Consider the following 22,100-nt stretch of genomic DNA (forward strand, 5'->3'; position numbering starts at 1 on the left):
CTTTAGGTCCTGAGCGATGATAGCCCGGCCCGTGAAGCGCCGGGTGGGACCCTAAGGCCCGTTGCCGTCGTGAAGAGCACCCTCGGCTTTGCGAGCCACCGCACGCGGGCGCCGAAAGGCTGCCGGATTGTTACCAGGATGGCGGTCGTTTGGCGCCCGCGCTCCCTCGCTCTTTCTCATCCCTCGGGATGCTCAGTCCGCGAGTGCAAGAGGCATTGGGCTGTAGGCGATGGGCGGTGCGGACCGCTATTGCCTATTGCCAATTGCCGACTGCCCATTCCCTACACCAGCCCCTTGCGCTGCTGGATCATCATGTACGTGTCGTAGGTGTGCTCGGCGAGCTGGAACCATAGATAGTCCTCACCGCGGATGGCGAGCGTCGCCTCGTAGACCTTCTTGAAGCTGGCGTTCTTGGCGCAGATCTCCGCGAACACCTCGTTGGAAGCCTTGAAGCACGCGTCCAGCACCGCCTCCGAGAAGGGGCGCGGCTCGGCGCCGCCGATGGCCAGGCGGCGCAGCGCCGCGGGGTTCTGGATGTCGTAGCGCACCATCATGCTCATATTGGCGATGGACGCCGCGGCGCGGATCATCGCCTGGTAGTTCTTGGGCAGGCCGTTCCACTTATCGAGGTTGAAGAAGAAGTGCAGCATCGCCTGCCCTTCCCACCAGCCCGGGTAGTAGTAGTACTTGGCGACCTTGGAGAAGCCGAGCTTCTCGTCGTCGTAGGGGCCGACCCACTCGGCGGCGTCGATGGTTCCCTTCTCCAGCGCCGGGTAGATGTCGCCGCCGGCGATCTGCTGCGGAACCGCCCCGAGGCGCGAGATCACCGCCCCCGCCAGGCCGCCGATGCGCATCTTGAGCCCACGCCAATCCTCCGGCGAGTTGATCTCGCGCCGATACCAGCCGCCCATCTGCGTGCCGGTGTTGCCGCCTGGGAGCGCATAGATCTTGTAGCGGGCGTAGAACTCGTTCATCAGATCGATGCCGCCGCCCTGATACATCCACGCGTTCTGCATGCGGTAGTTGAGGCCGAACGGCAGCGCCGTGCCGAAGGCGAAGGTCGGATCCTTTCCCCAGTAGTAGTAGGAGGCCGTGTGACAGGCCTCGACGCTGCCGTTGGTCACCGCGTCGGCGGCCGACAGACCTGGAACGATCTCGGTCGGTGCAAACACGCGGACGCGAAAGTTGCCGTCCGACATCTCGAGCAGCGCCTTGGCGAAGGTCTCGCCGGCGCCGTAGATCGTATCGAGCGACTTGGGAAAGCTCGATACCAGGCGCCACTCGATCGCGGGCTTCGTCTGCGCAACAGCGGGTGCGGCGATCGCCGTGCCGGCAGTTCCCGCCGCTGCCGTCTTGAGGAACTTGCGGCGGTTCACTTTGTCGGTCACGAATGCCTCTTCGTCTGCGAGCCTCGAGGCCTTTATATCCCCGCCGCGACGCAAGTCACAACGACAGCTTGCCTTCGCTGCTTGCCGCGCCCAGCAAGGACCCCTAAATCGCTCCTATGCGCACGAGTGAAATCGACGGCGAGGTAACAGGCGTGCTGCTGGCCGGCGGCCGCTCATCGCGCATGGGCGGTCGCGAGAAGGCATTGCTCGACATCGGCGGCAAGCCGATGCTGCTGCACGTGCTGGCGCGCATGCGCCCGCAGGTCGGCCGCATCGTCATCAATGCCAATGGCGATCCGGCACGCTTCTCCGGCTACTGCCTGCCGGTGGTGCCCGACAGCATCGAAGGCTACGCAGGCCCCCTCGCCGGGCTGCATGCGGGCATGGCCTGGGCAAGGCGCGAGACGCCGGAGGCTCGCTTCATCGCCAGCATGCCCATCGACTGTCCGTTCCTGCCGCTCGATCTCGTCGCCCGCCTCAAGGCGACGCTGCTCGCCGGTAACAGCCGCTGCGCCATCGCGGCCTCGCAAGGCGAGCGTCACCCCGTGGCGGGTCTGTGGCGCACCGAACTCGCCGACGCGCTGGCCGAGACGCTGCAACAGAACGTGCTGGCACTGCATCGCTTCGCCGACACGCAGGGCTGTGCCGTCGCCGATTTCGCCCCAGTCGACCTCGGAGGCGTCAGCATCGATCCGTTCTTCAACGTCAATGCACCGGCCGACCTGGAAAGGGCGCGTGCGCTGTTCGCCACCGAAACCGCCCGTGGCTAGGCCGCCCGTGTTCATCGGTATCGTCGGCTGGAAGAACTCCGGCAAGACGACGCTCATCGAGCGCCTCATCCCCCTGCTCGTCCGGCGCGGATTGAAGGTCATGACCATCAAGCACACGCACCACGAGCTGCGCCCACCCGACGGCAAGACTGACGGCGAGCGCCACGCACGCGCCGGCGCCATCAAGACCATCGTCATCGCACCCGGAGCGTGGGAAATGTCGGGGCGCCGACAGGCGGGAGCGCCGCCCGAGCTCGCCGAGCTCAGCCCGCACGTGGCGGGCGCCGACGTCGTCATTGTCGAAGGCTTCAAGAGCGCGCCGATCCCCAAGATCGAGGTGCGGCTCGAGGCCTCGCCGACGCAAAATCCGCTTGCCCCGCACGACACCCGCATCGTCGCCGTGGCGGCGAACTACCGTGCAGATTCGGCCGGCCTGCCGCGTTTCGATCTGGACGATGCCGAGGGTATTGCGGCGTTCATCGCGGCCCTCGCCAAGTGAGCCAGGCGGGGCGATGAGCGCCCCGCGCGCGCCAGCGGCGCCGCACATACCCCGCACCAACGATCAAGAGCACGACCCCGACGGCCAACCACAGCGCCCAGTGCTCGGCAAGCGAGCGGCTCACCTCCGGCTGCAGCCCATCCTCCGGGACCGGCACCAAGCGCCCGGCGCGGTCGGCAGTCGTCGGATCGCTCCACGGCCGCGATCCAGCGTCGGCCATGCCGAGATTTGCCCCCGCGCGTGCGGCAAGCCACTGCAGGACGGCTATGAGCGTACGCATCCCTGTTTCGTCCCGCGCCGCCCCCTCCATTGGAGACGGCGCGCTGCGGCCGGATCGACGCCACGAGCCATGCCGGCACGATCTGGCGCAGCGCCGAACGCGACAAAACCCTTGAACACCCCGCCGCGGTCGCTAGCTTACGGTCAACCGCACACCATCTATGGCATGTACGGCCCGGCATTCCACACCACTGTGAGGAGCGCGCTTGCAAACCGTGGGTGATCCTCTCCATACCGAGCCGCTGCCCGCGCTCGTCGACCGCTTCGGCCGCTCGATCACCTACCTAAGGGTGTCGGTGACGGACCGCTGCGACTTCCGGTGTGTCTACTGCATGTCCGAGCATATGAGCTTCCTGCCGCGGCGGGAGCTACTGACGCTCGAGGAGCTCGACCGCATCTGCACCGCCTTCGTCAGCCGCGGAGTGCGCAAGCTGCGCATCACCGGCGGCGAGCCGCTGGTGCGCAAGAACATCCTGTGGCTGTTCCAGGCGCTGTCCCGCCACCTCGATGCCGGGCGCCTCGACGAGCTCACGCTCACCACCAATGGCAGCCAGCTGCAGCGCTCTGCCCGCGACCTGAAAGCAGCCGGCGTCGAGCGCATCAACGTCTCGCTCGATACGCTGCGTCCGGATCGGTTCCGCGCCATCACCCGCTGGGGCGACTTCTCGACCGTCATGCAGGGTCTCGACGCCGCGGACGCCGCCGGCCTCAAGGTCAAGATCAACGCCGTGGCGCTCAAGGGCACCAACGAGGACGAGATCGACGATCTCATCCGCTTCGCCCACGGCCGCGGCTATGACCTCACGCTGATCGAGACCATGCCTCTGGGAGAAGTCGACGGCGACCGCCTCGACCAGTATCTGCCACTGTCGATCGTGCGCGCCCGCCTGCTCGACCGCTGGACGCTAGAGGACATTCCGCACCGAACCGGCGGCCCTGCTCGCTACGTGCGTGTCGCTGAGACGGGCGGCCGCTTGGGCTTCATCACACCGATGACGCATAATTTCTGCGAAAGCTGCAATCGCGTCCGTCTCACTTGCACCGGCACGCTGTTCATGTGCCTTGGCCAGGAGGACGCTGTCGATCTGCGCGAGCCGCTGCGCGCAAGCTCCAGCGATACGGCGCTGCAGGCGGTGATCGACGAAGGCATGCGGCTGAAGCCCAAGGGTCACGACTTCGTCATCGACCGCCACGCGGGACGTCCTGCCGTCGCGCGCCACATGAGCGTCACCGGCGGCTAGCCTAACCGAGCAGCTTGCGCACGCTGACGCGTACGTCCTCGAGCGTAAATGGCTTGGAGAGCACTGCTACCTGCGAACTCTTCAGTGACTTGGCGCGCTCGAGCTGCTCGGCGAAGCCCGACATCAAGAGCACGCGCATGTGCGGTTGCTTCAGGGCGCGCTGCGCCAGGGCGACGCCATCGAGCAGCGGCATCTCCACGTCGCTGACCAGCACATCGAACTTCTGCGCTCCGGCGCCCTCGACGCAATCGAGGGCCTCGCTGCCATCCTGGGTGACGTGCACGCTATGCCCGTCCGCTTCGAGTGCGCGCTTCACGAGATCGCGTGTGGACGCGTCGTCGTCGGCAAGCAGTATCCTGGCCATCGATCGCCTCCTCGCTACTGCCGCACGACGCGCCCGACGAACGGCAGCTCGCGATAGCGGTGCGCGACATCCATGCCGTAGCCGACGACGAATTCATTGGGACACTGAAACGCGCAATAGTCGGGCGCCAGATTGACCGCTCGCGGCAGCTGCTTATCGAGCAGCACGCAGGTGCGGATCGTCGTTGCACCGCGGGCAGCCAGCAGGTCCTTGGCAAACGCGAGCGTGCGACCGGAGTCGAGAACGTCATCGACGATGAGGACGTTGCGACCGCGCACGTCGAGGTCCATATCGCGCAGGATCGATACCTGGCCGGACGAGATGCGTGCCTTCTTGTAGCTGGACAGCGTCATGAAATCGACCTCCGGCGCCAGTCCCACGCTGTGCAGCGCGCGGATCAGGTCGGCGGCGAACACGAAGCTCCCCTTCAGCACCGCCACGACCAGCAGGTTCTCCAGCCGGGCACCGGCTATCTCTTGGGCGAGCTCGTTGAGGCGCCCGGCTATGGCCTCGGGCGTGAAAATCACCTCGAGCTCGGGGTCGGCTCTCGTCGTCGCCTCGTTCATGACCGCTGTTCCAAACCGTGTTGGCCTCGTGTTCGAGCAGGATAGCAGGACATTGCATCCTCTCGGCAATGCCGCCATAACGTGCTTACCCCGTATGCGCGCCCCTCTGCACACGAACCCGCCACATTCGTACCCGATTGATCGCCGGTTCCCGCGTTTTTCGCCGATCTGGGAGCCTGGCGCCTCATGCTGCAAACCGCTGGCCGAAACTCGTGATTCGTCTAACGAACATCGCACTCGCCTATGAGCAGGGTCCGGACGTTCTGTCGGAGGTGAATTTCCATCTGCGTCCCGGATCCTTCCACTTCCTGACCGGACCCTCGGGCGCTGGCAAATCGTCGCTGCTGCGACTGCTGTTCATGTCGCGCCATCCTACACGTGGGCAGATCTACCTCTTTAACCAAGACGTGAGCCGCATCTCCACCTCAAAGCGCGCGCAGCTGCGCCGGCGCATCGGTATCGTGTTCCAGGATTTTCGACTCCTCGACCATCTCACCACCTGGGAGAACGTCGCGCTTCCCCTGCGCGTCGTGGGCAAACGACTCGCCGACTACCGCGAGGATGTCACGGATTTATTGCAGTGGGTCGGTCTCGGCGATCGTATGCACGCCTATCCCTCGATTCTCTCCGGTGGAGAGAAGCAGCGAGCCGCCATCGCCCGCGCGGTCATCGGCAAGCCGGAGCTGCTGCTAGCCGACGAGCCCACCGGCAACGTCGACCCGCAGATGGCGCGCCGCCTGTTGCGCCTATTCATCGAGCTCAACCGGCTCGGCACGTCGGTGCTGATAGCCACCCACGATCATCAACTGATGCGGCAGTTCAAGGCGCCGCGGCTGGAGCTGCACGACGGCCATGTCCGGATCGTATGACAGACCAACCGGCCGCCGGGATCAGAGCGGGTCGCAGACCGCGACCAGCTTCGATCTCTATGACACGGTGCTGACGGGGCCCTCCGGTCCCCATCAGCGCTACACCTACGATCCCGCACCGATGGCACCGCTGGACGACACGCCGGCGCGCAAGTTTGCCCCGGCCCGCGGCCGCAAGACCAAGAGCGAGCCGTCGAGCACCCCGGTGGTACCGCCCGATTCGGTAACCGGCCGCTCGCTCACGCTCGTCGTTTCGATCATGTGCTTCCTCGCCTGCCTGACGGCCGGCGCCGTGTACATGATCAATCAGTCCGCCAATGCCTGGCTGAAGGACATCGCCAGCGAGGTGACGGCACAGATCGAACCGCGCGACGGCATGGACGTCGACAAGACGGTTCGCGAGGCGGAAGCTTTCCTGCGCAACCACAAGGGTATCGCGCGCGCCAATGCCCTCAGTCTCGACACGTCGTCGAAGCTGCTCGAGCCATGGCTCGGCCAGTCCGACGCGCTCGCCGCTTTGCCGGTGCCGCGCCTCATCGCCATCGAGATCGACCGCAACCAGCCTCCCAACATCGAGGAATTGCGGGCGGAGCTGAGCAAGCAGTTCCCCTCCGCCTCCCTCGACGATCACCGGCGCTGGCAGCAGCAGATCCGGACGGTAACCCGGTCGTTCGCGCTCGGCGGCCTCGCCATTCTCCTGCTGGTCGGGGCGGCAACCACGGCGATCATCGTCTCGGCGACGCGCTCGGCTCTCGCCTCCAACCGCGAGATCGTCGAAGTGTTGCACTTCGTCGGCGCCACCGACCGCTACATCGCCCGCGAGTTCGAGCGCCACTTCCTGCGGCTCGGCATTCGCGCCGGCATCGTCGGCGCGCTGTTTGCCATGGCGGTGTTCTTCGCCATGCCGATGGTCATGGAGATGCTGGGCGGCGGCGAGACGACGACCGCCGAGATGCATCGGCTTATCGGAACCGGCGGCCTCGATATGGCGGGCTATTTGCTGCTCGGCGGGGTCGTAATTACGATCTCCGCCTTGTGTATGCTCACGTCGCGATTCGGGGTGTTCCGTATTCTGAATTCCAAGCCATAGCTTTACGCAAGTGCAGCAAAGCCACCGGCGCGATCGGCGTTCTCCCCGAACCGCAAAGGACCTGTCGCAACCGGGATCAAATCGGTTAGTGTGCCCCGACGCTCAACGACGCGCGGGCGACTGAAGACGGAAAGCGTAGGCGGCCCTTGCGATGAGCAGCTTGCGGCGGATCATAATCCTTGGGACGGCAGCGGCAGTGTCGTTGCTGGCGCTGGGTTTTGTTCTCTTCGCCAGCGTTGTCACCCGCCTGCCGGCACAGAACAATCCGCACGCTGACGGCATCGTCGTGCTGACCGGCGAGGGGCGGCGCATCGCCGAGGGGGCTCGCCTCTTGGACGAGGGTCGCGCGCAGCGCATGCTCATCTCCGGCGTCTTCCGCCGCACTGGCAAAAAGGCGCTGATCGAAATCTCCGGCCTTCCCGAGGACAAGTTCGACTGCTGCGTGGATGTCGGCTACGCCGCGCTCGACACAGCGGGCAACGCCAACGAGACGCGCGCTTGGGCCGCGTCGCACGGCTATGACAGCCTGATCGTGGTGACGGCGAGCTACCACATGCCGCGCAGCCTGGCCGAATTGTCCCTAGCGCTTCCCTCGACGCAGCTGATCCCCCATCCCGTGGTACCGAACAACTTCCCGCCTTCGAGATGGTGGCTAAACGCCTCCGTCACCCGCACGCTGATATCGGAATATTTCAAGTTCCTGCCGACGGCTGCCCACCTGACCGTCGCCCGCCTGCTGCGCTCGACGCAGCAAAGCTCGGTCGCCGAAGTGCCAGCCGGACATTCGGCTGCTGGGATTTTTTGACCCTTGTCCCTGACGCTGCTCCGCTCGCTCGTCTTCGCCCTGCTGTTCTACGCCAACACGGCGGCTTTCGTCGTGGGCGGCTCTTTCCTGCTGCTCGGGCCGCGGCGCTACGCGATGATGGGGCTGAAGGCCCACGCCATCGTCTCGCTATGGCTACTGCGCGTCCTCTGCGGCACGCGTATGGAGGTGCGCGGACGTGAGAGACTGCCGCAACCGCCGTATCTTGTCGCCTCCAAGCACCAGTCGGCGTGGGACACGTTCGCTCTGATCCCGATCTTCACCGATCCGGCGCTGGTCATGAAGTGGGAGCTGACCCTCATTCCCTTCTATGGGTGGTTCTCGCGCAAGTTCGAGCACATCTTCGTCAAGCGTGAGCGCGGGCCCGCCGCGCTGCGCCAGCTCGTGCGCGATGCGCAGGTGCGCGCCGCCGCCCGGCGCGAGGTACTCATCTTTCCGGAAGGCACGCGACGGCCGCCGGGCGCGGAGCCCGACTACAAGCCGGGCTCGGTCGCCCTCTACGAGGGCCTGGAGCTGCCGTGCGTGCCGATCGCGCTCAACTCGGGACTCTATTGGCCGCGGCGCGAGCTGATCCGCTACCCCGGCACCATCATCGTCGAGCTCCTCGAGCCCCTCCCCTCTGGGCTGCCGCGCGCCAAGTTCAAAGCCGAGTTGCAGCGGCGGATTGAGGAAGCCTCCGATCGGCTGATCCTCGAAGCGGCACGCTCGCCCAGCCCGCCGCCGATCCCCCAGCAAGCTATCGAGCGGGCGGAGCACGCGGCCGCAACACATTGAATTTTAATAGATTAATTAACGAGTTAGTCGTCCTGCGCGACTTGTGCAGGAGGCACAAGGCTCGGCGCGCGTTCGTATCGCGCGCAAAAAGTAAAAGCGCCGCCCGGTTGGGCGACGCATTCACTCCCAGCATGGCAATATTCGGCCGATGCGGAAAACTGAACTGAATTCGACAACTACTTTTTCTTCGCCGCCGCCTTAGGCTTTCCAGCAGCCGCCTTCTGGCTCCCGCGCTGGATGACGGCCGTCTTCGCCTTGGCGGAGGCCGGCGATACGTAGTTACCGGTGGCGCGAGCCTTGCCGGCGCTCTTGGTGGAAGCTTTAGCCATGTCGAACCTCATCGATCTGGATTTCGAACGCAAGCGTCGCAACCACGCGCAATGCAACGAGCAGCACGAACCCGAAATGTGGTGCTGCGAATGCGGCTGTATCACATTCTATCAATGGTCTAGCGGGGCTATTCAGTGCGCCGCCTGCAAAGTTGTGCAGAACGGTTTCGAGGCACCGTCGTTGCCATTGAGCTGACACCACCAGGCGACGTAACGAGCCGCTGCACGCTAAGAACTTATATAGAACTTAATGAGAACATTTTATTGACTTTGGGCCGTTCCGGCCCCATATTGGTGGGCCGAAATGCAGGACCGCCCGATGTCTGACGCAACTGAATTCTCAGCGCCGATTTCGCGGGAGATCTGGGACCTCAAGTATCGCTTGATGGAGCCCGACGGCAGGCCGATCGATTCGTCGCTCGACGACACTTTCTGGCGCGTCGCCCGCGCCGCTGCGGCGGTCGAGAAGGGGGGCAAGCGGGCGCGCGAGCAGTGGGCCAAGCGCTTTCATGACGCCATCGCCGATCTCGGCTTCCTGCCGGCCGGCCGCATTCTTGCCGGAGCGGGTACGGGACGCGCCGTGACGCTCTTCAACTGCTTCGTGCTCGGCAAAATCGAGGACAGTCTCGACGCCATTTTCGCGGGCGTGAAAGACGCTGCGCTGACCATGCAGCAGGGTGGCGGCATCGGCCACGACTTCTCCACGCTACGTCCCAAGGGCGCCCGCGTCGCCTCGATCGGGGCCGATGCCTCGGGCCCCGTCAGCTTCATGGAAGTGTGGGATGCCATGTGCCGCACCATCATGTCGGCGGGCAGCCGCCGCGGCGCCATGATGGCGACCTTGCGCTGTGATCACCCCGATATCGAAGCCTTCATCGATGCCAAGGCCGATCCCGCTCGGCTGCGCAACTTCAACCTGTCGGTGCTGGTCACCGACGAGTTCCTCGCCGCTGTGCGCGCTGACCGCGCGTGGGATCTCAAGTTCGGCGGCAAGGTCTACCGTACACTTCCCGCCCGCGCGCTGTGGGAGCGCATCATGCGCTCCACCTACGATTACGCCGAGCCGGGCGTCGTGTTCATCGACCGCGTCAATGCGCGCAACAACCTCAACTATTGCGAGGAAATCCACGCGACGAACCCCTGCGGAGAGCAGCCGTTGCCGCCGTTCGGCGCCTGCCTGCTCGGCTCGATCAACCTGGCGCGCCTCATCGAGCATCCGTTCACCGGCGGGGCGCGGCTCGATGTCGGCAAGCTTAAGGAGCGCGTGAAGATCGCCGTCCGCTTCCTCGACGACGTCATCGATATCTCCAACTATCCGCTGAGCGAGCAGCGCAAGGAGGCACAGAGCAAGCGCCGCATCGGGCTCGGCATCACCGGGCTGGCCGATGCCCTGATCTTCTCCGGCATCCGCTACGGCACGCCGGAGGCGGCCAAGCTCGCCGGCTCGTGGATGAGCATCATCCAAAACGCCGCCTACGCTGCGAGCGCCGAGCTCGCGGCCGAGAAGGGCGCCTTCCCCCTGTTCGATGCCGAGCGCTTCCTCGCCAGCCCCAACGTCGCCGCGCTCGACAAAGGGGTGCGCGAGGCCATCCGTCGTCACGGCATACGCAACGGCTGCCTCACCTCGATTGCCCCGACCGGCACCATCTCGCTGCTGGCCGGCAACGTCTCGAGCGGCGTAGAGCCTGTATTCGACTATCGCTACAGCCGCCGTGTGCTCGCCCGCGACGGCACGGCCCACACGCAGACCATCGAAGATTACGCGCACGCGCAGTTCCGGCGGCAGTTCGGCACCAAGACGCCGCTGCCCGACACGTTCGTGCGCGCCGGCGACCTGACGCCCGCCGAGCACCTCGCCATGCAGGCAGCGCTGCAGCCGTTCGTCGACAGCGCCATCTCCAAGACCATCAATTGCCCCGAGGACATCTCCTTCGAGGATTTCAAGAACGTCTACCTCGAGGCGTACGCGCTCGGCCTCAAGGGGTGCACGACCTACCGTCCGAACCCGGTGACGGGCGCCGTGCTGCAGCCGGTCGCTACGCCGCCACCGGAACCTGTTCTCGGCAAGTCAGCCAGGCCCGGGCTGGCCGAGATTACCCCGGCACCGGAGCGGTCGGGCGTCGTCTACATGGCCCGCCCGCTGGAGCGCGAAGGCGTGCTCGCCGGCTACACCTACAAGCTCAAGTGGCCGGCCAGCGACCATGCCATCTACGTGACCATCAACGACATCGAGCGCGACGGGCGCCGCCGTCCGTTCGAGATCTTCATCAACACGCGCAACCTCGAGCATTACGCGTGGACGGTGGCGCTGACGCGCATGATCAGCGCCGTCTTCCGCCGCGGCGGCGATGTGACCTTCGTCGCCGATGAGCTCAAAGCCGTGTTCGATCCGCAGGGCGGACACTGGGTCGCGGGCCGCTACGTGCCGAGCCTGCTCGCAGCGATTGGCGAGGTTATCGAGACGCACATGCGACGCACCGGCTTCCTGCAAGCAGACGAGTCACAACTGGCGCTCGGCGCCGCGCAGCGACAGGACGACGCGGCGGCACAGGGACGGGGAGCGAGCAAGCGTCCAGCGAGGCTCAAACTCTGTCCGCGCTGCTCATCAGCCGATTACGTTCAGCGGGAAGGCTGCTGGGTGTGCAATAGGTGCGGTTTCTCGCGCTGCGGCTGACGCTTGGCGCCGGCGTTGCACACGCGATGCGAACCGCACCCAGGCGCGCGCGACACGCTGCAAGGTTGCGTTCACTCTGCCGCAAAAACACTGAGATGGAGCCACAATTCGGCTCGAAACCAGGGGCATCGTTAAGCAATGGGGCATAGGCTGGCACGAAAAGAAAAGAGCGTCGAACAGCACGCGCGCCGCAAGGCCGCGAAGGGATCAGCAGTAATGGTTGCGCGTATCATTGAGCTCGCCGTGTACAGGGCGCAGCGTTCCCTCGCCCAGGAAGACGTCGCGGAGCGTATGACCCGGGCAAACGAATCGACCCGCTTCCACTTTTGGACCGGCGCCTCCGGTAAGCGCTACGTCCACAGCGTCTATCAGCTGCTCGAATGCCCACCCTTGCCGGCTGCCAACTACGTTCTCGTGCGCCGCCGCACCAATGGTCGTGCCGAGGCGTTGTCGGTCGGCCGCGTCAACAACGACGCACCCTCGCTCAATCTCGCGGAGATCCGCCAGCGCGGCGCCGAACTCGCTGCCGACGAAATCCACGTGCATCTGCTCGCCGACAACGCCAAGCTCGGCAAGCTGATTGAGTTCGATCTGCGCACCGGGCAATTCGAGGCCGACGTTGCGCGTCTCGCCGGCACCCGCCCCCACTGATACCAGGCTCCTCTCGCGCATCGTTCCCCATCAGTCTTTGCGCGCCGTCAGCACGGTGCGGTAGCAGAAGCGCCGCGCATCCTCGACCTTGAGACGACGCGCCCGCGCCGGCTGCCTGCTGAACACGCCTACCATTGCCGCGGCGCTGGCCCGCGCATGCCCGCCATCCTCGCCGCGCGCTGCGTGCCTGCCAACGAGCGTCAGCAGCCGCTCGAGCTCGCGCTCGCGAATGCCGAGCTCGGCGAGATGCGCCAGCGTGCTCGCCAGATAGTCGATGTTGTTGCCCGAACGCCCGGCCGCACCCCGAATGAAGTGCGCCTGCTCGGCCAGGGACAGCTGCCCCGCATAGCTCGGGTGGGCGCGCTCGACGAGGAACGCTAGCGCCATGACCTCGGGTCGATCGCCAGCCAGCAGGGTGACCGGCACCAGTGCCTCGCGATAGACGCTCACCACCTGCTCGCGCTCGCGCAAATAGCGCAGCGTCGCGCGCGCTTTGCCGGCCGGTACGCGGAAGGCGATCCCCTCGCAGGTGCCGCCGCGATCGAGCCCCAGCACCAGTCCGGGCCGGCGGGCAGAGCCGCGATGAAAGCGCGAGTAGATGCAGAAGCTGCGCCGCCAGCCGACAAGCCGCGCGTGCACGACCTCCTCGGCTTCGAAACCCGGCCGCCACATCAAGGAGCCGTAGGCGAAGATCCAGAGATCGTGCGCGGCCGCCATCGCTACTTGCGCGCCCCGCTTTCCGTCTCGGGCGCCGGCTGCGAGCCGTGCACGCGGCCGAAGTCGGGCGCCGGCGTATCCTGGCCGGCGGCGATGATGCCGCGGCGGATATCGCGCGCCTCGGTAAAGCGGCGAAACAGCGTGTCGCCGTCGGCGGCTTCGATGGCGCGCTTCAGCTCGGCCAGATCGTCCGAAAAGCGGCGCAGCATCTCCATGACCGCCTCCTTGTTGTTGAGAAACACGTCGCGCCACATGGTCGGATCAGAGGCCGCGATACGCGTGAAGTCGCGGAAGCCGCCGGCCGAGAACTTGATGACCTCCTTCTCGGTCACCCGTTGCAGGTGCTCGGCGGTGTTGACGATGTTGTAGGCGATGAGGTGCGGCAGATGGCTGGTGATGGCCAGCACCATGTCGTGATGCTGCGCGTTCATGATCTCGACCTTCGAGCCGAGCGCCGTCCAGAACGCCTTCAGCTTCTCAACCGCCACGGCATCGGTGCCTGGCTCCGGGGTGAGAATCGTCCAGCGGCCATCGAACAGCTCGGCAAAGCCGGCCTCGGGGCCCGACTGCTCGGTGCCGGCAATCGGATGCCCGGGGACGAAGTGCACGCCGGCTGGCACGTGCGGAGCGATGTCGCGCACCACCGCTTCCTTCACCGAGCCGACGTCGGTGAGGATGGCGCCTGCGCTCAGATGCGGCGCGATCTCGGCCGCGAGCGGCCCGCAGGCGCCCACCGGCACGCTGAGGATGACAAGATCGGCGCCCTTCACCGCCTCGGCGGCTCGCTCGTACCCCTTGTCGATGAGGCCGAGGCTCAGCGCCGTGGCGAGAGTCGCCTTGGTGCGGGCGCTGCCGACGATCTCTTTGGCAAGCCCCCTACGCCGCATGGCGTGGCTGATCGAGGAACCGATCAGGCCGACGCCGATCAGCGCCACGCGCTCGAACATCGCCTGCGTCATGCCGGCCGCCCCCCGAGGAAGTCGGCGAGCGCCGTTACGACGGCGCGGTTGTCCGCCTCCCTCCCGATGGTCATGCGCAGGCAATTGGGGAGCCCGTAAGCGCCGACCTTGCGCACGATGATGGCGCGCGCCTTGAGGTACTTGTCGGCCGCATCGGCGCCCAGCGCACCATCCTTGGCGAAGTGCACCAGGATGAAGTTGGCGACGCTCGGCGTCACCTTGAGACCCAGTTTCTCGATCTCGGCGCTGAGCCACGGCAGCCAGCGCTCATTGTGCGCAGCCGCGGCCTCCTCGTGCGCCTTGTCGGCGATCGCCGCAGCACCGGCCGCCATCGCCGGCACCGACACGTTGAAGGGCCCGCGGATGCGGTTGAGGACATCGGCCACCGCCTGCGGGCAATACGCCCAGCCGAGGCGCAGACCGGCGAGCCCGTGGATCTTGGAGAAGGTGCGCGTCATAACCGTGTTCTGCGTCGTGGCGACGAGCTCGATGCCGGCCTCGTAGTCGTTGCGCCGCACGTACTCGGCGTAGGCGGCGTCGAGCACCAGCAGCACGCTGGCGGGCAGTTGCGCACGCAAGGAGCGCACCTCGTCGAACGAAACGTAGGTCCCGGTGGGATTGTTGGGGTTGGCGAGAAACACGACCTTGGTGCGCTCGGTGACGCGCGCCAGGATGGCGCCGGTGTCCGTCCGGTAGTTGGTCTCGGGCGCCACCACGGGCGTCGCGCCGTTCGACAGCACGATAATGCGGTAGAGAAGGAAGCCGTGCTCGGTGAAGATCGCCTCATCGCCCGGCCCGAGATAGGCGTGCGCCAGCATGGTCAGCAGCTCGTCAGAGCCCGCGCCGCACACGATGCGCTCCGGGTTGAGGCCATAGCGCGCCGCGATGGCCGCGCGCAGCGAGGTTGCCGAGCCGTCGGGGTAGCGCTCGAGCTCTCCCGCCACCTCGCGAAACGCTGCGATGGCCTTCGGGCTGGGGCCAAGCGGCGTCTCGTTGGACGACAACTTGATCGGCTTCAACCCCGCCGGCAGGCGGCTTTCGCCGGGAACATAAGGATCGATTTCAAGAATGCCCGGCCGCGGTGCGGGCGAGGTCGACGACATCATCTTATCTCGCTGGTCTTCGTCCTAGATACCGCGCGGGGCTGCCGGGCGGCGGCCTCGACTGATAGACAGCGCAAAGTGTGAAAGCAAAGAAAAGATTGACTTTTAGGGGGCAGTGCATAGCTAACCTCGACCTTCCAGCTGTCATATCAGAGGATAGGCTGGGGGATTAAGCTGGGCGTCAGAGAAGAATGATGAACGTGGCTCCCGTGACGACGTTGGACAGCATCAAGGGGACGCGACTTGCCGAGGCCAACAGCCCGTCGAGCAAGGTTCTGCACCTGCCCGAGAGCGAGCCTTTGCAGCTCGCCTGCGACCAGCTTCTGGCGCCGATTTCCATCGCCTACGAGACGTATGGTGAGCTCAATGCCGCCAAGTCGAATGCGGTGCTCATCTGCCATGCGTTGACAGGCGACCAGTACGTTGCCAGCGAGCACCCGGTGACCAAGAAGCCGGGATGGTGGTCGACGCTCGTCGGGCCCGGCAAGCCGATCGACACGGAGCGCTTCTTCGTCATCTGCCCCAACATCCTCGGCGGCTGTATGGGTTCCACGGGACCAGCCTCCGTAGATCCGCGCACCGGCAAGCCATACGGCCTCAATTTTCCGGTCATCACCATCGGCGACATGGTCAACGCGCAGGTGCGCCTCATCGACCATCTCGGCATCGACCAGCTGTTCTGCGTCATCGGCGGCTCGATGGGCGGCATGCAGGTGCTGGAATGGGCGGCGAGCCATTCCGAGCGCGTGTTCTCCGCCGTTCCCGTCGCCACCGCCGCCTGGCACTCCTCGCAGAACATCGCCTTCCACGAGGTTGGCCGGCAAGCGGTCATGGCCGATCCCGACTGGTGCGGCGGCGACTATCACTCCTTCGGCAAGGTGCCGCGCAACGGTCTCGCCGTGGCGCGCATGGCCGCGCACATCACCTACCTGTCGGAGGACGCGCTGCACCGCAAGTTCGGCCGCGCCCTGCAGGAACTCTCGAAGGTCACCTTCTCCTTCAACGCCGACTTCCAGGTGGAAAGCTATCTGCGCCATCAGGGCTCGACCTTCGTCGACCGCTTCGACGCCAACAGCTACCTCTACATCACCCGCGCCATGGACTATTTCGACCTCGCGGCCGAGCGCGGCGACGTTTTGGCGAATGCGTTTCGCGGCACCAAGACGCGCTTCTGCATCGTCTCCTTCACCAGCGACTGGCTCTACCCGACGCGCGAAAGCCGCGAGATTGTGCACGCGCTCAACGCCGTCGCGGCCAACGTCTCCTTCGTCGAGATCGAGACCAATAACGGTCACGACGCTTTCTTGCTCGAGGAGCCGGAGTTTTTCGCCACGGTGCGCGGGTTCCTGAGCGCCGCCGGCGTCAAGCGCGGGCTGAAGGTATGAGGATCGATCCGCTCGCCCATTTGTTGCCGCCAAAGCCGCCCTCGCTGGCATTTTTTGTCTTCACCTGCATCGCGGTCGTTGTGGCGATTTCGCTTCTTGCTTGGGGCTGATGTCGAGCCTGCCCGGCACGGGCTTGTCGACGACCTGAGCGGGGTGTAAAGCCGCCCACCATGCAGAAAATCACCCCCACAGCACCGGGCACGCATCGCGTCGACCACTTGCTGATCGCCGAAATGGTCGAGCCGGGCTCGCGCGTGCTCGACGTCGGCTGCGGTGACGGTGCGCTCCTGCAGCTGCTCGCGGAGACGAAATCGACCGACGGGCGCGGGGTGGAGCTGTCGCGCGAGCGGGTAAACGCCTGCGTGACGCGCGGCCTGTCAGTGATCCAGGGCGACGCCGACCGTGATCTCGCCGACTATCCCGACCAGGCCTTCGACTACGCCATCCTCAGCCTGACCATCCAGGCGACGCGCTACCCCAAGACGGTGCTGGAGAACCTTTTGCGCATCGGCCGCCGCGCCATCGTATCGTTCCCGAACTTTGGTCACTGGCGCATCCGGGCCGAGTTACTGCTCACCGGGCGTATGCCGCAGACCCGCAACCTGCCGGAGCCGTGGTACGCCAGCCCCGACGCCCACCTGTGCACGATCAAGGATTTTGCCGACCTCGTCGCCCTGGTCGATGCCGAGGTCGAGGACGCCGTGGCCTTCAACACCTCGGGGCAACGGCTGTCCATGCGGCGCTCGATCTGGCTGCAAAACCTTCTCGGCGAGAAAGCCGTCTTCCTGCTGCGCAAGCGCCACGGCGGCTGAGGCGGCTGCAGGCAGCGAGAGTGCGCGGTTTCGCCATACCCCCAGTGTTTCCGGCCCTTTCTTGACACCCCTAGGGGCCGTCACTATGGTGCGCGCCGTTGATAAAACCCGCCGTGTTTGGTGCCGCGCAACCGCAATCGGGTCGTTTTAGCCATGTCATCCGCAGGGAAGGGCCCAGGCCCTGGACGTGGCGAGATCAGCCCCGAAGAGGCCGAGGCATTTCGCCAGCGCTCCAAAGCGATCGGCAAGCGGCTCGATCAGGTCAAGGCGCGGCGCGCCCCACCCCAGTCGGTCGATGCACGGGCCCGTGGCGAGGCATTCGCCAGGGCCTTTCGCTTTGTCGCCGAGCTTCTGGTCGGTGTTGGCGTCGGTGGGTTTATCGGGTGGCTGCTCGATCGGCAGTTCGGCACGGCGCCGTGGCTGCTGGTTTTGTTTGTCATCATGGGATTTGCCGCTGGGTTGCTGAACGTGATCCGCGCCGCCCAGAAGGCGCAGGCCGAAATGGCAGCGTCGCAGCTCGCGGCGCCGTCCGTCGCGGACGATGACGAGGACGACAGGTAGGGGATAGGACCTTGGCTGTAGAAGGCGCGGATGGGGCGGCACACCACAGCCCCATGGAGCAGTTCCAGATCAAACGCATCTTCCCGATCGACCTGTTCGGGGTTGACGCGTCGTTTACCAACGCCTCGCTGTTCATGGTCATCGCGGTGGTGCTGATCTCGCTCTTCCTCATCCTCGCCATGGGGCCGCGCTCGCTGGTGCCGGGGCGCCTTCAGTCCATGGCCGAGCTCTGCTACGAGTACATCGCCAACATGGTGCGCGAGAACCTGGGCGAGGAAGGCATGAAGTACTTCCCCTGGGTGTTCACCATCTTCATGTTCATCCTGACGCTGAATTTGCTCGGGATGATCCCCCACTCCTTCACCGTGACGAGCCACATCATCGTCACCTTCGCCTTTGCGGCCATGGTGTGGATTACAGTCACCATCATCGGATTTGTGCGCCACGGCGCGGGATTCTTGCGCCTGTTCGTGCCTTCCGGCGTGCCCTGGTGGCTGTTGCCGATCATCGTGCCGATCGAGCTCATCTCCTACTTCATCCGCCCCATCAGCCACTCGGTGCGTCTGTTCGCCAACATGATGGCGGGGCACACCATGCTGAAAGTTTTCGCCGGCTTCGTCGTCGGGCTGGGCGTGCTCGGCGGCTGGGCACCGTTCGCCTTCGTGGTCGCCTTCACGGGTCTGGAGATCGTCGTCGCCTTCCTGCAGGCGCTCATCTTCACGGTGCTGACCTGCATCTACCTGAACGACGCTCTTCACATGCATCACTGACGACGGCGATAAGCCGTCGCGCCAAACACACCCACAGATTTGAATTCTAACAAGGAGACACGACCATGGAGTTGGAAGCAGCAAAGATGATCGGCGCTGGCCTCGCCTGCAGCGCGTTGATCGGCGCCGGCGTCGGCATCGGCAACATCTTCGGCAACTACGTCTCGGGCGCCCTGCGCAACCCGTCAGCCGCCCCGGGCCAGTTCACCAACGTGCTGATCGGCTTCGCGCTCGCCGAGGCGACGGGACTGTTCGGCCTCTTGATCGCGCTTATCATCCTGTTCGGCTGATCGCGATCGGGCGCGCCGGCGCGAGGAGGAAGTCATGGTCGCAGCTATCTCAGCGTTCGTCGTGGCGGCAGCCGCCGCAGCGACGCACGAGGAAAAGTCGGGGGGACTGCCGCAGCTCAATCCGGCTGACTTCTCGCCCCAGCTCATCTGGCTGGCGCTGACCTTCGTCGTCCTCTACCTCATCCTCGCTCGCGTGGCGCTGCCGCGCATCGGCGAGGTGCTCGAGGAGCGCCGCGATCGCGTGCAGCGTGATCTCGACGCCGCCGAGCGTTTCAAGGCCGACACTGACGCCGCGCTCGCGGCTTATGAGCGGGCCTTGAGCGACGCACGCGGCAAGGCCTCGTCGATGGCCAAGGACATCCGCGACAAGCTCACCGCCGAAACGGATAGGGAGCGCGCGCAGGTGGAAAGCCAGCTGTCGGCCAAGCTTGGCGATGCCGAGGCGCGCATTGCCGCGACCAAGGCCAAGGCCCTGTCGAGCGTCAACGACATTGCTGCCGAGACGGCCAGCGCCGTCGTCAACAAGCTGCTCGGCGAGGACGTGAGCCCCGCCGAGGTCAAGAAAGTGCTGCAGCCCGCGGCGGAGTGAGGACGACAATGCTTTTTGATCCGGCCGATCCCGTCTTTTGGGTGATGATCGCCTTCTTCGCCTTCATCGGGCTGCTCGTCTATTACCGGGTCCCGACCATAATTGGTAAAGCGCTCGATGCCCGCGCCGACGCCATCCGCAAGGAGCTCGACGAGGCGCGCCGGCTGCGCGATGAGGCGCAATCTTTGCTCGCCGATTATCAGCGCAAGAGCCGCGAGGCCGAGACCGAAGCAAAGGAAATCCTCGAGCAGGCCAAGCGCGAAGCGGAAGCGCTGACGGCGCAGACGCGCAAAGCGCTGCAGGAGTCGGTGGAGCGGCGCACCAAATCGGCGGAGGAAAAGATCGCCCGCGCCGAGGCGCAGGCCGTAGCCGAGGTTCGTGCCTCAGCCGTCGACAACGCCATTGCGGCAGCGGAGAAGATCCTCAAGTCGAAGGCGTCTGCTGTGGCAACGGCGGCCGGCCTTGTCGAGCAGAGCATCAAGGATCTGGGCAATAAGCTGAACTGAACGGCGGTCCAAGGTTCGACGAAGCAGCAACGCCCCGGTCCTCCGGGGCGTTTTGCATTCGCGCATGATGCGCGCACCATTGTCATCCTCGGACTTGTGCCGAGCACCCATATCTCAGCGAACTCTGCGCCAGATCAGTCGTTGCGCGCTCGCAGAGCAGCCTCAGCCCTTGCAGCCAGCGTCGGGTTGGATCCTCGGGACATGCCGGAGGCATACTTCCAGCACGAGCCCGAGGATGACACTTTGGGGATGGCTTGCGAGTACGGCTAACCGGCGCCCTGGGCGTTCTGGTCGAAGCCGACGAACACCTCGTACTCGCCCGGACGCGTCCCTTCCGGAATATCGAAGGTTACCGTGCGCACGGTCGAGAAGTAGCCGATCGGATTGTCGACGGCGACGGTGGCATCGACGCTCACCGTGTCGCCGGTCACCCGCGCACGCTTGGCGTCGGTCACCATCACGTTGATCGGCAGCTTCACGTTGCCGGCGTGGCCGCGCGGACCGAGCAGCACCCGGCCGGAGAAGCCGTAGCGCACCGTGACGCGCCCCGGCTCGATCTGGCACTCGCGTGCCGTCTTGGTGATCTCGCCGCGATGCATGATGGCGAGGCCGTCGCCGGCACGGCCATCCTCATAGATGGTGAGATGGCTGCCGTGCGGCGATATGCTCAGGCGCGGGCATCCATGCGCAATCTCGCCGACCGGCGACCCCGTGGAGCCAACGTCGGATTTGGCCGCCGACAGGAGCTGCTCCTCGCTGACGCCGGGCGGCGGCGTCGATTGCGACGACGAGCTGCCAAATATGCTGTTGCCGAGGCCGGAGGTGATGGAGGAAATGCCGCACCCGGAGGTCAACACGGTTAACAGCCCGCAGAGGCACGCGCACGCGCCAGCGCGCGCAGCTTTGGTTGCGGAATGCCTCATAGCGCCCCGGCCCGACCCCTCGTTGCCCTCTTCTACGCCGGACACAGCCAAAACCCTAGGCCGGCGACGGAGGCTTCCTGTATTGTCCCTGACCAAGCTAGCACCCCCAACCAACCCCGACCAAGCGCATTGCACAGCGATGCGGCCGGGTAGACAGAGAAAGCAATGTCCGCCGCGTTCCCACCGTCAGCGCCCCATATCCGGCCGCCCCTGACCGTTTACCTTGCGGGTCCGCGCGGTTTCTGCGCCGGCGTGGACCGGGCCATCCAGATCGTCGAGCTGGCTTTGGCCAAATACGGCGCCCCCGTCTATGTGCGTCACGAGATTGTGCACAACCGATTTGTCGTTGATTCCCTGAGGGCTAAAGGTGCCGTTTTTGTGGAAGAATTGGATGACATTCCAGAGACCGACCAACCCGTGATCTTTTCGGCACACGGGGTCGCCAAAGCCGTCCCGGCGACCGCCAAAGCCCGCAATATGTTCGTTCTCGATGCTACCTGCCCACTGGTCTTCAAGGTGCACATCGAGGCCGCCCGCCACCATGAGGAAGGGCTGCAAATCCTGCTCATTGGCCACGCCGGCCATCCAGAAGTGGTCGGCACCATGGGCCAGCTGCCCGAGGGGGCCGTGACGCTGATCGAAACCGCGGCAGACGCGGAAAACTTCGTGCCGCGGGATGCGAGCAAGCTCGCATTCGTGACGCAGACCACACTTTCGGTCGACGACACCGCGTCCATTGTCGCCGTGTTGCGCAGCCGGTTCCCGAGCATCGTCGGCCCGCACAAGGAGGACATCTGCTACGCCACGACGAATCGTCAGGCCGCCGTTAAGGCCATCGCGCGCAAGATCGGTTGCCTGCTGGTGGTCGGCAGTCCGCAGAGCTCCAATTCGCTGCGCCTCGTCGAAGTGGCGCAGCGCGCCGGTTGCCCGAGCGCCTGCCTCATCGAAGGGGCGCGCGACATCCCGTGGGCCGACATCGAGGGTCTGGCAAGCGTCGGCGTCACGGCCGGCGCCTCGGCGCCCGAAACGCTTGTCGAAGAAGTCATCGACGCCTTCCGGGCGCGCTTCGATGTGAAGCTGGAGACGGTGACCACCGCACTCGAGCGCATCGCCTTCAATGTTCCGCGCGAGTTGCGTCCCGCATCTGCCGTTTCCTGACCCCCGAAAG

General features: G+C 65.5%; 27 protein-coding genes. 18 read left to right on the plus strand and 9 right to left on the minus strand.

Annotated features, from left to right (window positions below; genetic code table 11):
* Positions 1–281: 281 nt before the first annotated feature.
* On the minus strand, positions 282–1,376 hold the full coding sequence (locus F9K20_RS15430; protein ID WP_291003877.1) for a TRAP transporter substrate-binding protein: 1,095 nt from the start codon (positions 1,374–1,376) through the stop codon (positions 282–284).
* 128 nt (positions 1,377–1,504) lie between these two features.
* Here F9K20_RS15430 and mobA point away from each other — a divergent pair, with 128 nt between their 5' ends.
* Both mobA and mobB read left to right on the plus strand, forming a co-directional pair.
* Positions 1,505–2,158, plus strand: coding sequence for a molybdenum cofactor guanylyltransferase MobA (gene mobA, locus F9K20_RS15435; RefSeq protein ID WP_291003663.1), 654 nt, complete (start codon positions 1,505–1,507; stop codon positions 2,156–2,158).
* Positions 2,151–2,657, plus strand: a complete 507-nt coding sequence (gene mobB, locus F9K20_RS15440) for a molybdopterin-guanine dinucleotide biosynthesis protein B (RefSeq protein WP_291003666.1) — start codon at positions 2,151–2,153, stop codon at positions 2,655–2,657. Before mobA ends, mobB begins: the two co-directional genes overlap by 8 nt.
* Here the strand turns inward: mobB and F9K20_RS15445 are convergent.
* The gene (locus F9K20_RS15445) at positions 2,635–2,937 is read right to left on the minus strand and encodes a hypothetical protein (protein ID WP_291003669.1); all 303 of its coding nucleotides are present in this window, start codon (positions 2,935–2,937) and stop codon (positions 2,635–2,637) included. The two genes, mobB and F9K20_RS15445, sit on opposite strands and share 23 nt — an antisense overlap.
* Positions 2,938–3,151: 214 nt before the next feature.
* Here F9K20_RS15445 and moaA point away from each other — a divergent pair, with 214 nt between their 5' ends.
* Positions 3,152–4,177: a GTP 3',8-cyclase MoaA gene (gene moaA / locus F9K20_RS15450; RefSeq protein WP_291003671.1), complete on the plus strand. Its 1,026-nt coding sequence runs from the start codon at positions 3,152–3,154 to the stop codon at positions 4,175–4,177.
* Between the two features lies 1 nt (position 4,178).
* On the opposite strand, the gene F9K20_RS15455 is transcribed toward moaA, so the two are convergent.
* Positions 4,179–4,541, minus strand: coding sequence for a response regulator (locus F9K20_RS15455; RefSeq protein ID WP_291003673.1), 363 nt, complete (start codon positions 4,539–4,541; stop codon positions 4,179–4,181).
* 14 nt (positions 4,542–4,555) lie between these two features.
* Positions 4,556–5,107, minus strand: coding sequence for a hypoxanthine phosphoribosyltransferase (gene hpt / locus F9K20_RS15460; protein ID WP_291003676.1), 552 nt, complete (start codon positions 5,105–5,107; stop codon positions 4,556–4,558).
* A 212-nt stretch (positions 5,108–5,319) separates the two neighbouring features.
* Between hpt and ftsE the strand changes: the two genes are divergently transcribed.
* The 4 genes from ftsE to F9K20_RS15480 all read left to right on the plus strand — a co-directional run bounded on the left by ftsE (position 5,320) and on the right by F9K20_RS15480 (position 8,663).
* Complete coding sequence (gene ftsE / locus F9K20_RS15465) at positions 5,320–5,976, plus strand: cell division ATP-binding protein FtsE (protein ID WP_291003679.1); 657 nt, start codon at positions 5,320–5,322, stop codon at positions 5,974–5,976.
* Positions 5,960–7,066, plus strand: coding sequence for an ABC transporter permease (locus F9K20_RS15470; protein WP_291003682.1), 1,107 nt, complete (start codon positions 5,960–5,962; stop codon positions 7,064–7,066). The genes ftsE and F9K20_RS15470 overlap by 17 nt, the downstream gene beginning before the upstream one ends.
* 151 nt (positions 7,067–7,217) lie before the next feature.
* Entirely contained in the window at positions 7,218–7,871 is a 654-nt protein-coding gene (locus tag F9K20_RS15475; RefSeq protein ID WP_291003685.1) for a YdcF family protein, read from the plus strand.
* A gap of 3 nt (positions 7,872–7,874) precedes the next feature.
* Positions 7,875–8,663 (plus strand): lysophospholipid acyltransferase family protein, encoded by a 789-nt coding sequence (locus F9K20_RS15480; protein WP_291003688.1) that lies wholly within the window; start codon positions 7,875–7,877, stop codon positions 8,661–8,663.
* 176 nt (positions 8,664–8,839) lie between these two features.
* Here the strand turns inward: F9K20_RS15480 and F9K20_RS15485 are convergent, their stop codons facing one another.
* Positions 8,840–8,992: a hypothetical protein gene (locus F9K20_RS15485; RefSeq protein WP_291003691.1), complete on the minus strand. Its 153-nt coding sequence runs from the start codon at positions 8,990–8,992 to the stop codon at positions 8,840–8,842.
* Between F9K20_RS15485 and F9K20_RS15490 the strand changes: the two genes are divergently transcribed.
* The 3 genes from F9K20_RS15490 (at position 8,991) to F9K20_RS15500 (ending at position 12,317) form a co-directional block, all read left to right on the plus strand.
* Positions 8,991–9,188: a hypothetical protein gene (locus tag F9K20_RS15490; protein ID WP_291003694.1), complete on the plus strand. Its 198-nt coding sequence runs from the start codon at positions 8,991–8,993 to the stop codon at positions 9,186–9,188. The genes F9K20_RS15485 and F9K20_RS15490 overlap by 2 nt on opposite strands.
* A gap of 123 nt (positions 9,189–9,311) precedes the next feature.
* Positions 9,312–11,666, plus strand: coding sequence for an adenosylcobalamin-dependent ribonucleoside-diphosphate reductase (locus F9K20_RS15495; protein ID WP_291003697.1), 2,355 nt, complete (start codon positions 9,312–9,314; stop codon positions 11,664–11,666).
* Between the two features lie 216 nt (positions 11,667–11,882).
* Positions 11,883–12,317 (plus strand): hypothetical protein, encoded by a 435-nt coding sequence (locus tag F9K20_RS15500; protein WP_291003700.1) that lies wholly within the window; start codon positions 11,883–11,885, stop codon positions 12,315–12,317.
* A 30-nt stretch (positions 12,318–12,347) separates the two neighbouring features.
* Here the strand turns inward: F9K20_RS15500 and F9K20_RS15505 are convergent, their stop codons facing one another.
* From F9K20_RS15505 to hisC, 3 genes are read right to left on the minus strand one after another with little or no spacing between them, the layout of a single operon-like run.
* Positions 12,348–13,034, minus strand: a complete 687-nt coding sequence (locus F9K20_RS15505; protein WP_367115789.1) for a gamma-glutamylcyclotransferase — start codon at positions 13,032–13,034, stop codon at positions 12,348–12,350.
* Between the two features lie 2 nt (positions 13,035–13,036).
* Positions 13,037–13,993, minus strand: a complete 957-nt coding sequence (locus tag F9K20_RS15510; RefSeq protein WP_291003703.1) for a prephenate/arogenate dehydrogenase family protein — start codon at positions 13,991–13,993, stop codon at positions 13,037–13,039.
* On the minus strand, positions 13,990–15,099 hold the full coding sequence (gene hisC, locus F9K20_RS15515) for a histidinol-phosphate transaminase (RefSeq protein WP_291003706.1): 1,110 nt from the start codon (positions 15,097–15,099) through the stop codon (positions 13,990–13,992). Before hisC ends, F9K20_RS15510 begins: the two co-directional genes overlap by 4 nt.
* Before the next feature lie 191 nt (positions 15,100–15,290).
* Here hisC and F9K20_RS15520 point away from each other — a divergent pair, with 191 nt between their 5' ends.
* From F9K20_RS15520 to F9K20_RS15550, 7 genes are all read left to right on the plus strand, one after another.
* Positions 15,291–16,481, plus strand: coding sequence for a homoserine O-acetyltransferase (locus tag F9K20_RS15520; RefSeq protein ID WP_291003709.1), 1,191 nt, complete (start codon positions 15,291–15,293; stop codon positions 16,479–16,481).
* 170 nt (positions 16,482–16,651) lie between these two features.
* Positions 16,652–17,293 carry a methionine biosynthesis protein MetW gene (metW, locus tag F9K20_RS15525; RefSeq protein ID WP_291003712.1) on the plus strand — a complete coding sequence of 214 codons (642 nt, stop codon included), beginning with the start codon at positions 16,652–16,654 and terminating at the stop codon, positions 17,291–17,293.
* Between the two features lie 120 nt (positions 17,294–17,413).
* On the plus strand, positions 17,414–17,854 hold the full coding sequence (locus F9K20_RS15530) for an AtpZ/AtpI family protein (protein WP_291003880.1): 441 nt from the start codon (positions 17,414–17,416) through the stop codon (positions 17,852–17,854).
* A gap of 53 nt (positions 17,855–17,907) precedes the next feature.
* The gene (locus F9K20_RS15535) at positions 17,908–18,624 is read left to right on the plus strand and encodes a F0F1 ATP synthase subunit A (RefSeq protein ID WP_291003882.1); all 717 of its coding nucleotides are present in this window, start codon (positions 17,908–17,910) and stop codon (positions 18,622–18,624) included.
* 65 nt (positions 18,625–18,689) lie between these two features.
* Positions 18,690–18,914 (plus strand): F0F1 ATP synthase subunit C, encoded by a 225-nt coding sequence (locus F9K20_RS15540; protein WP_291003715.1) that lies wholly within the window; start codon positions 18,690–18,692, stop codon positions 18,912–18,914.
* 34 nt (positions 18,915–18,948) lie between these two features.
* Positions 18,949–19,503, plus strand: a complete 555-nt coding sequence (locus F9K20_RS15545; protein ID WP_291003717.1) for a F0F1 ATP synthase subunit B' — start codon at positions 18,949–18,951, stop codon at positions 19,501–19,503.
* 8 nt (positions 19,504–19,511) lie between these two features.
* A complete protein-coding gene (locus tag F9K20_RS15550; protein WP_291003720.1) occupies positions 19,512–20,009 on the plus strand; it encodes a F0F1 ATP synthase subunit B in 498 nt (165 codons plus the stop codon).
* 266 nt (positions 20,010–20,275) lie between these two features.
* On the opposite strand, the gene F9K20_RS15555 is transcribed toward F9K20_RS15550, so the two are convergent.
* Entirely contained in the window at positions 20,276–20,866 is a 591-nt protein-coding gene (locus F9K20_RS15555; protein WP_291003723.1) for a hypothetical protein, read from the minus strand.
* Positions 20,867–21,097: 231 nt separating this feature from the next.
* Between F9K20_RS15555 and ispH the strand changes: the two genes are divergently transcribed.
* On the plus strand, positions 21,098–22,090 hold the full coding sequence (gene ispH, locus F9K20_RS15560; RefSeq protein WP_291003725.1) for a 4-hydroxy-3-methylbut-2-enyl diphosphate reductase: 993 nt from the start codon (positions 21,098–21,100) through the stop codon (positions 22,088–22,090).
* The last annotated feature ends 10 nt before the right edge of the window (positions 22,091–22,100 follow it).

This window comes from Hyphomicrobium sp. (genome assembly GCF_009026145.1).
Classification (GTDB): domain Bacteria; phylum Pseudomonadota; class Alphaproteobacteria; order Rhizobiales; family Hyphomicrobiaceae; genus Hyphomicrobium_A.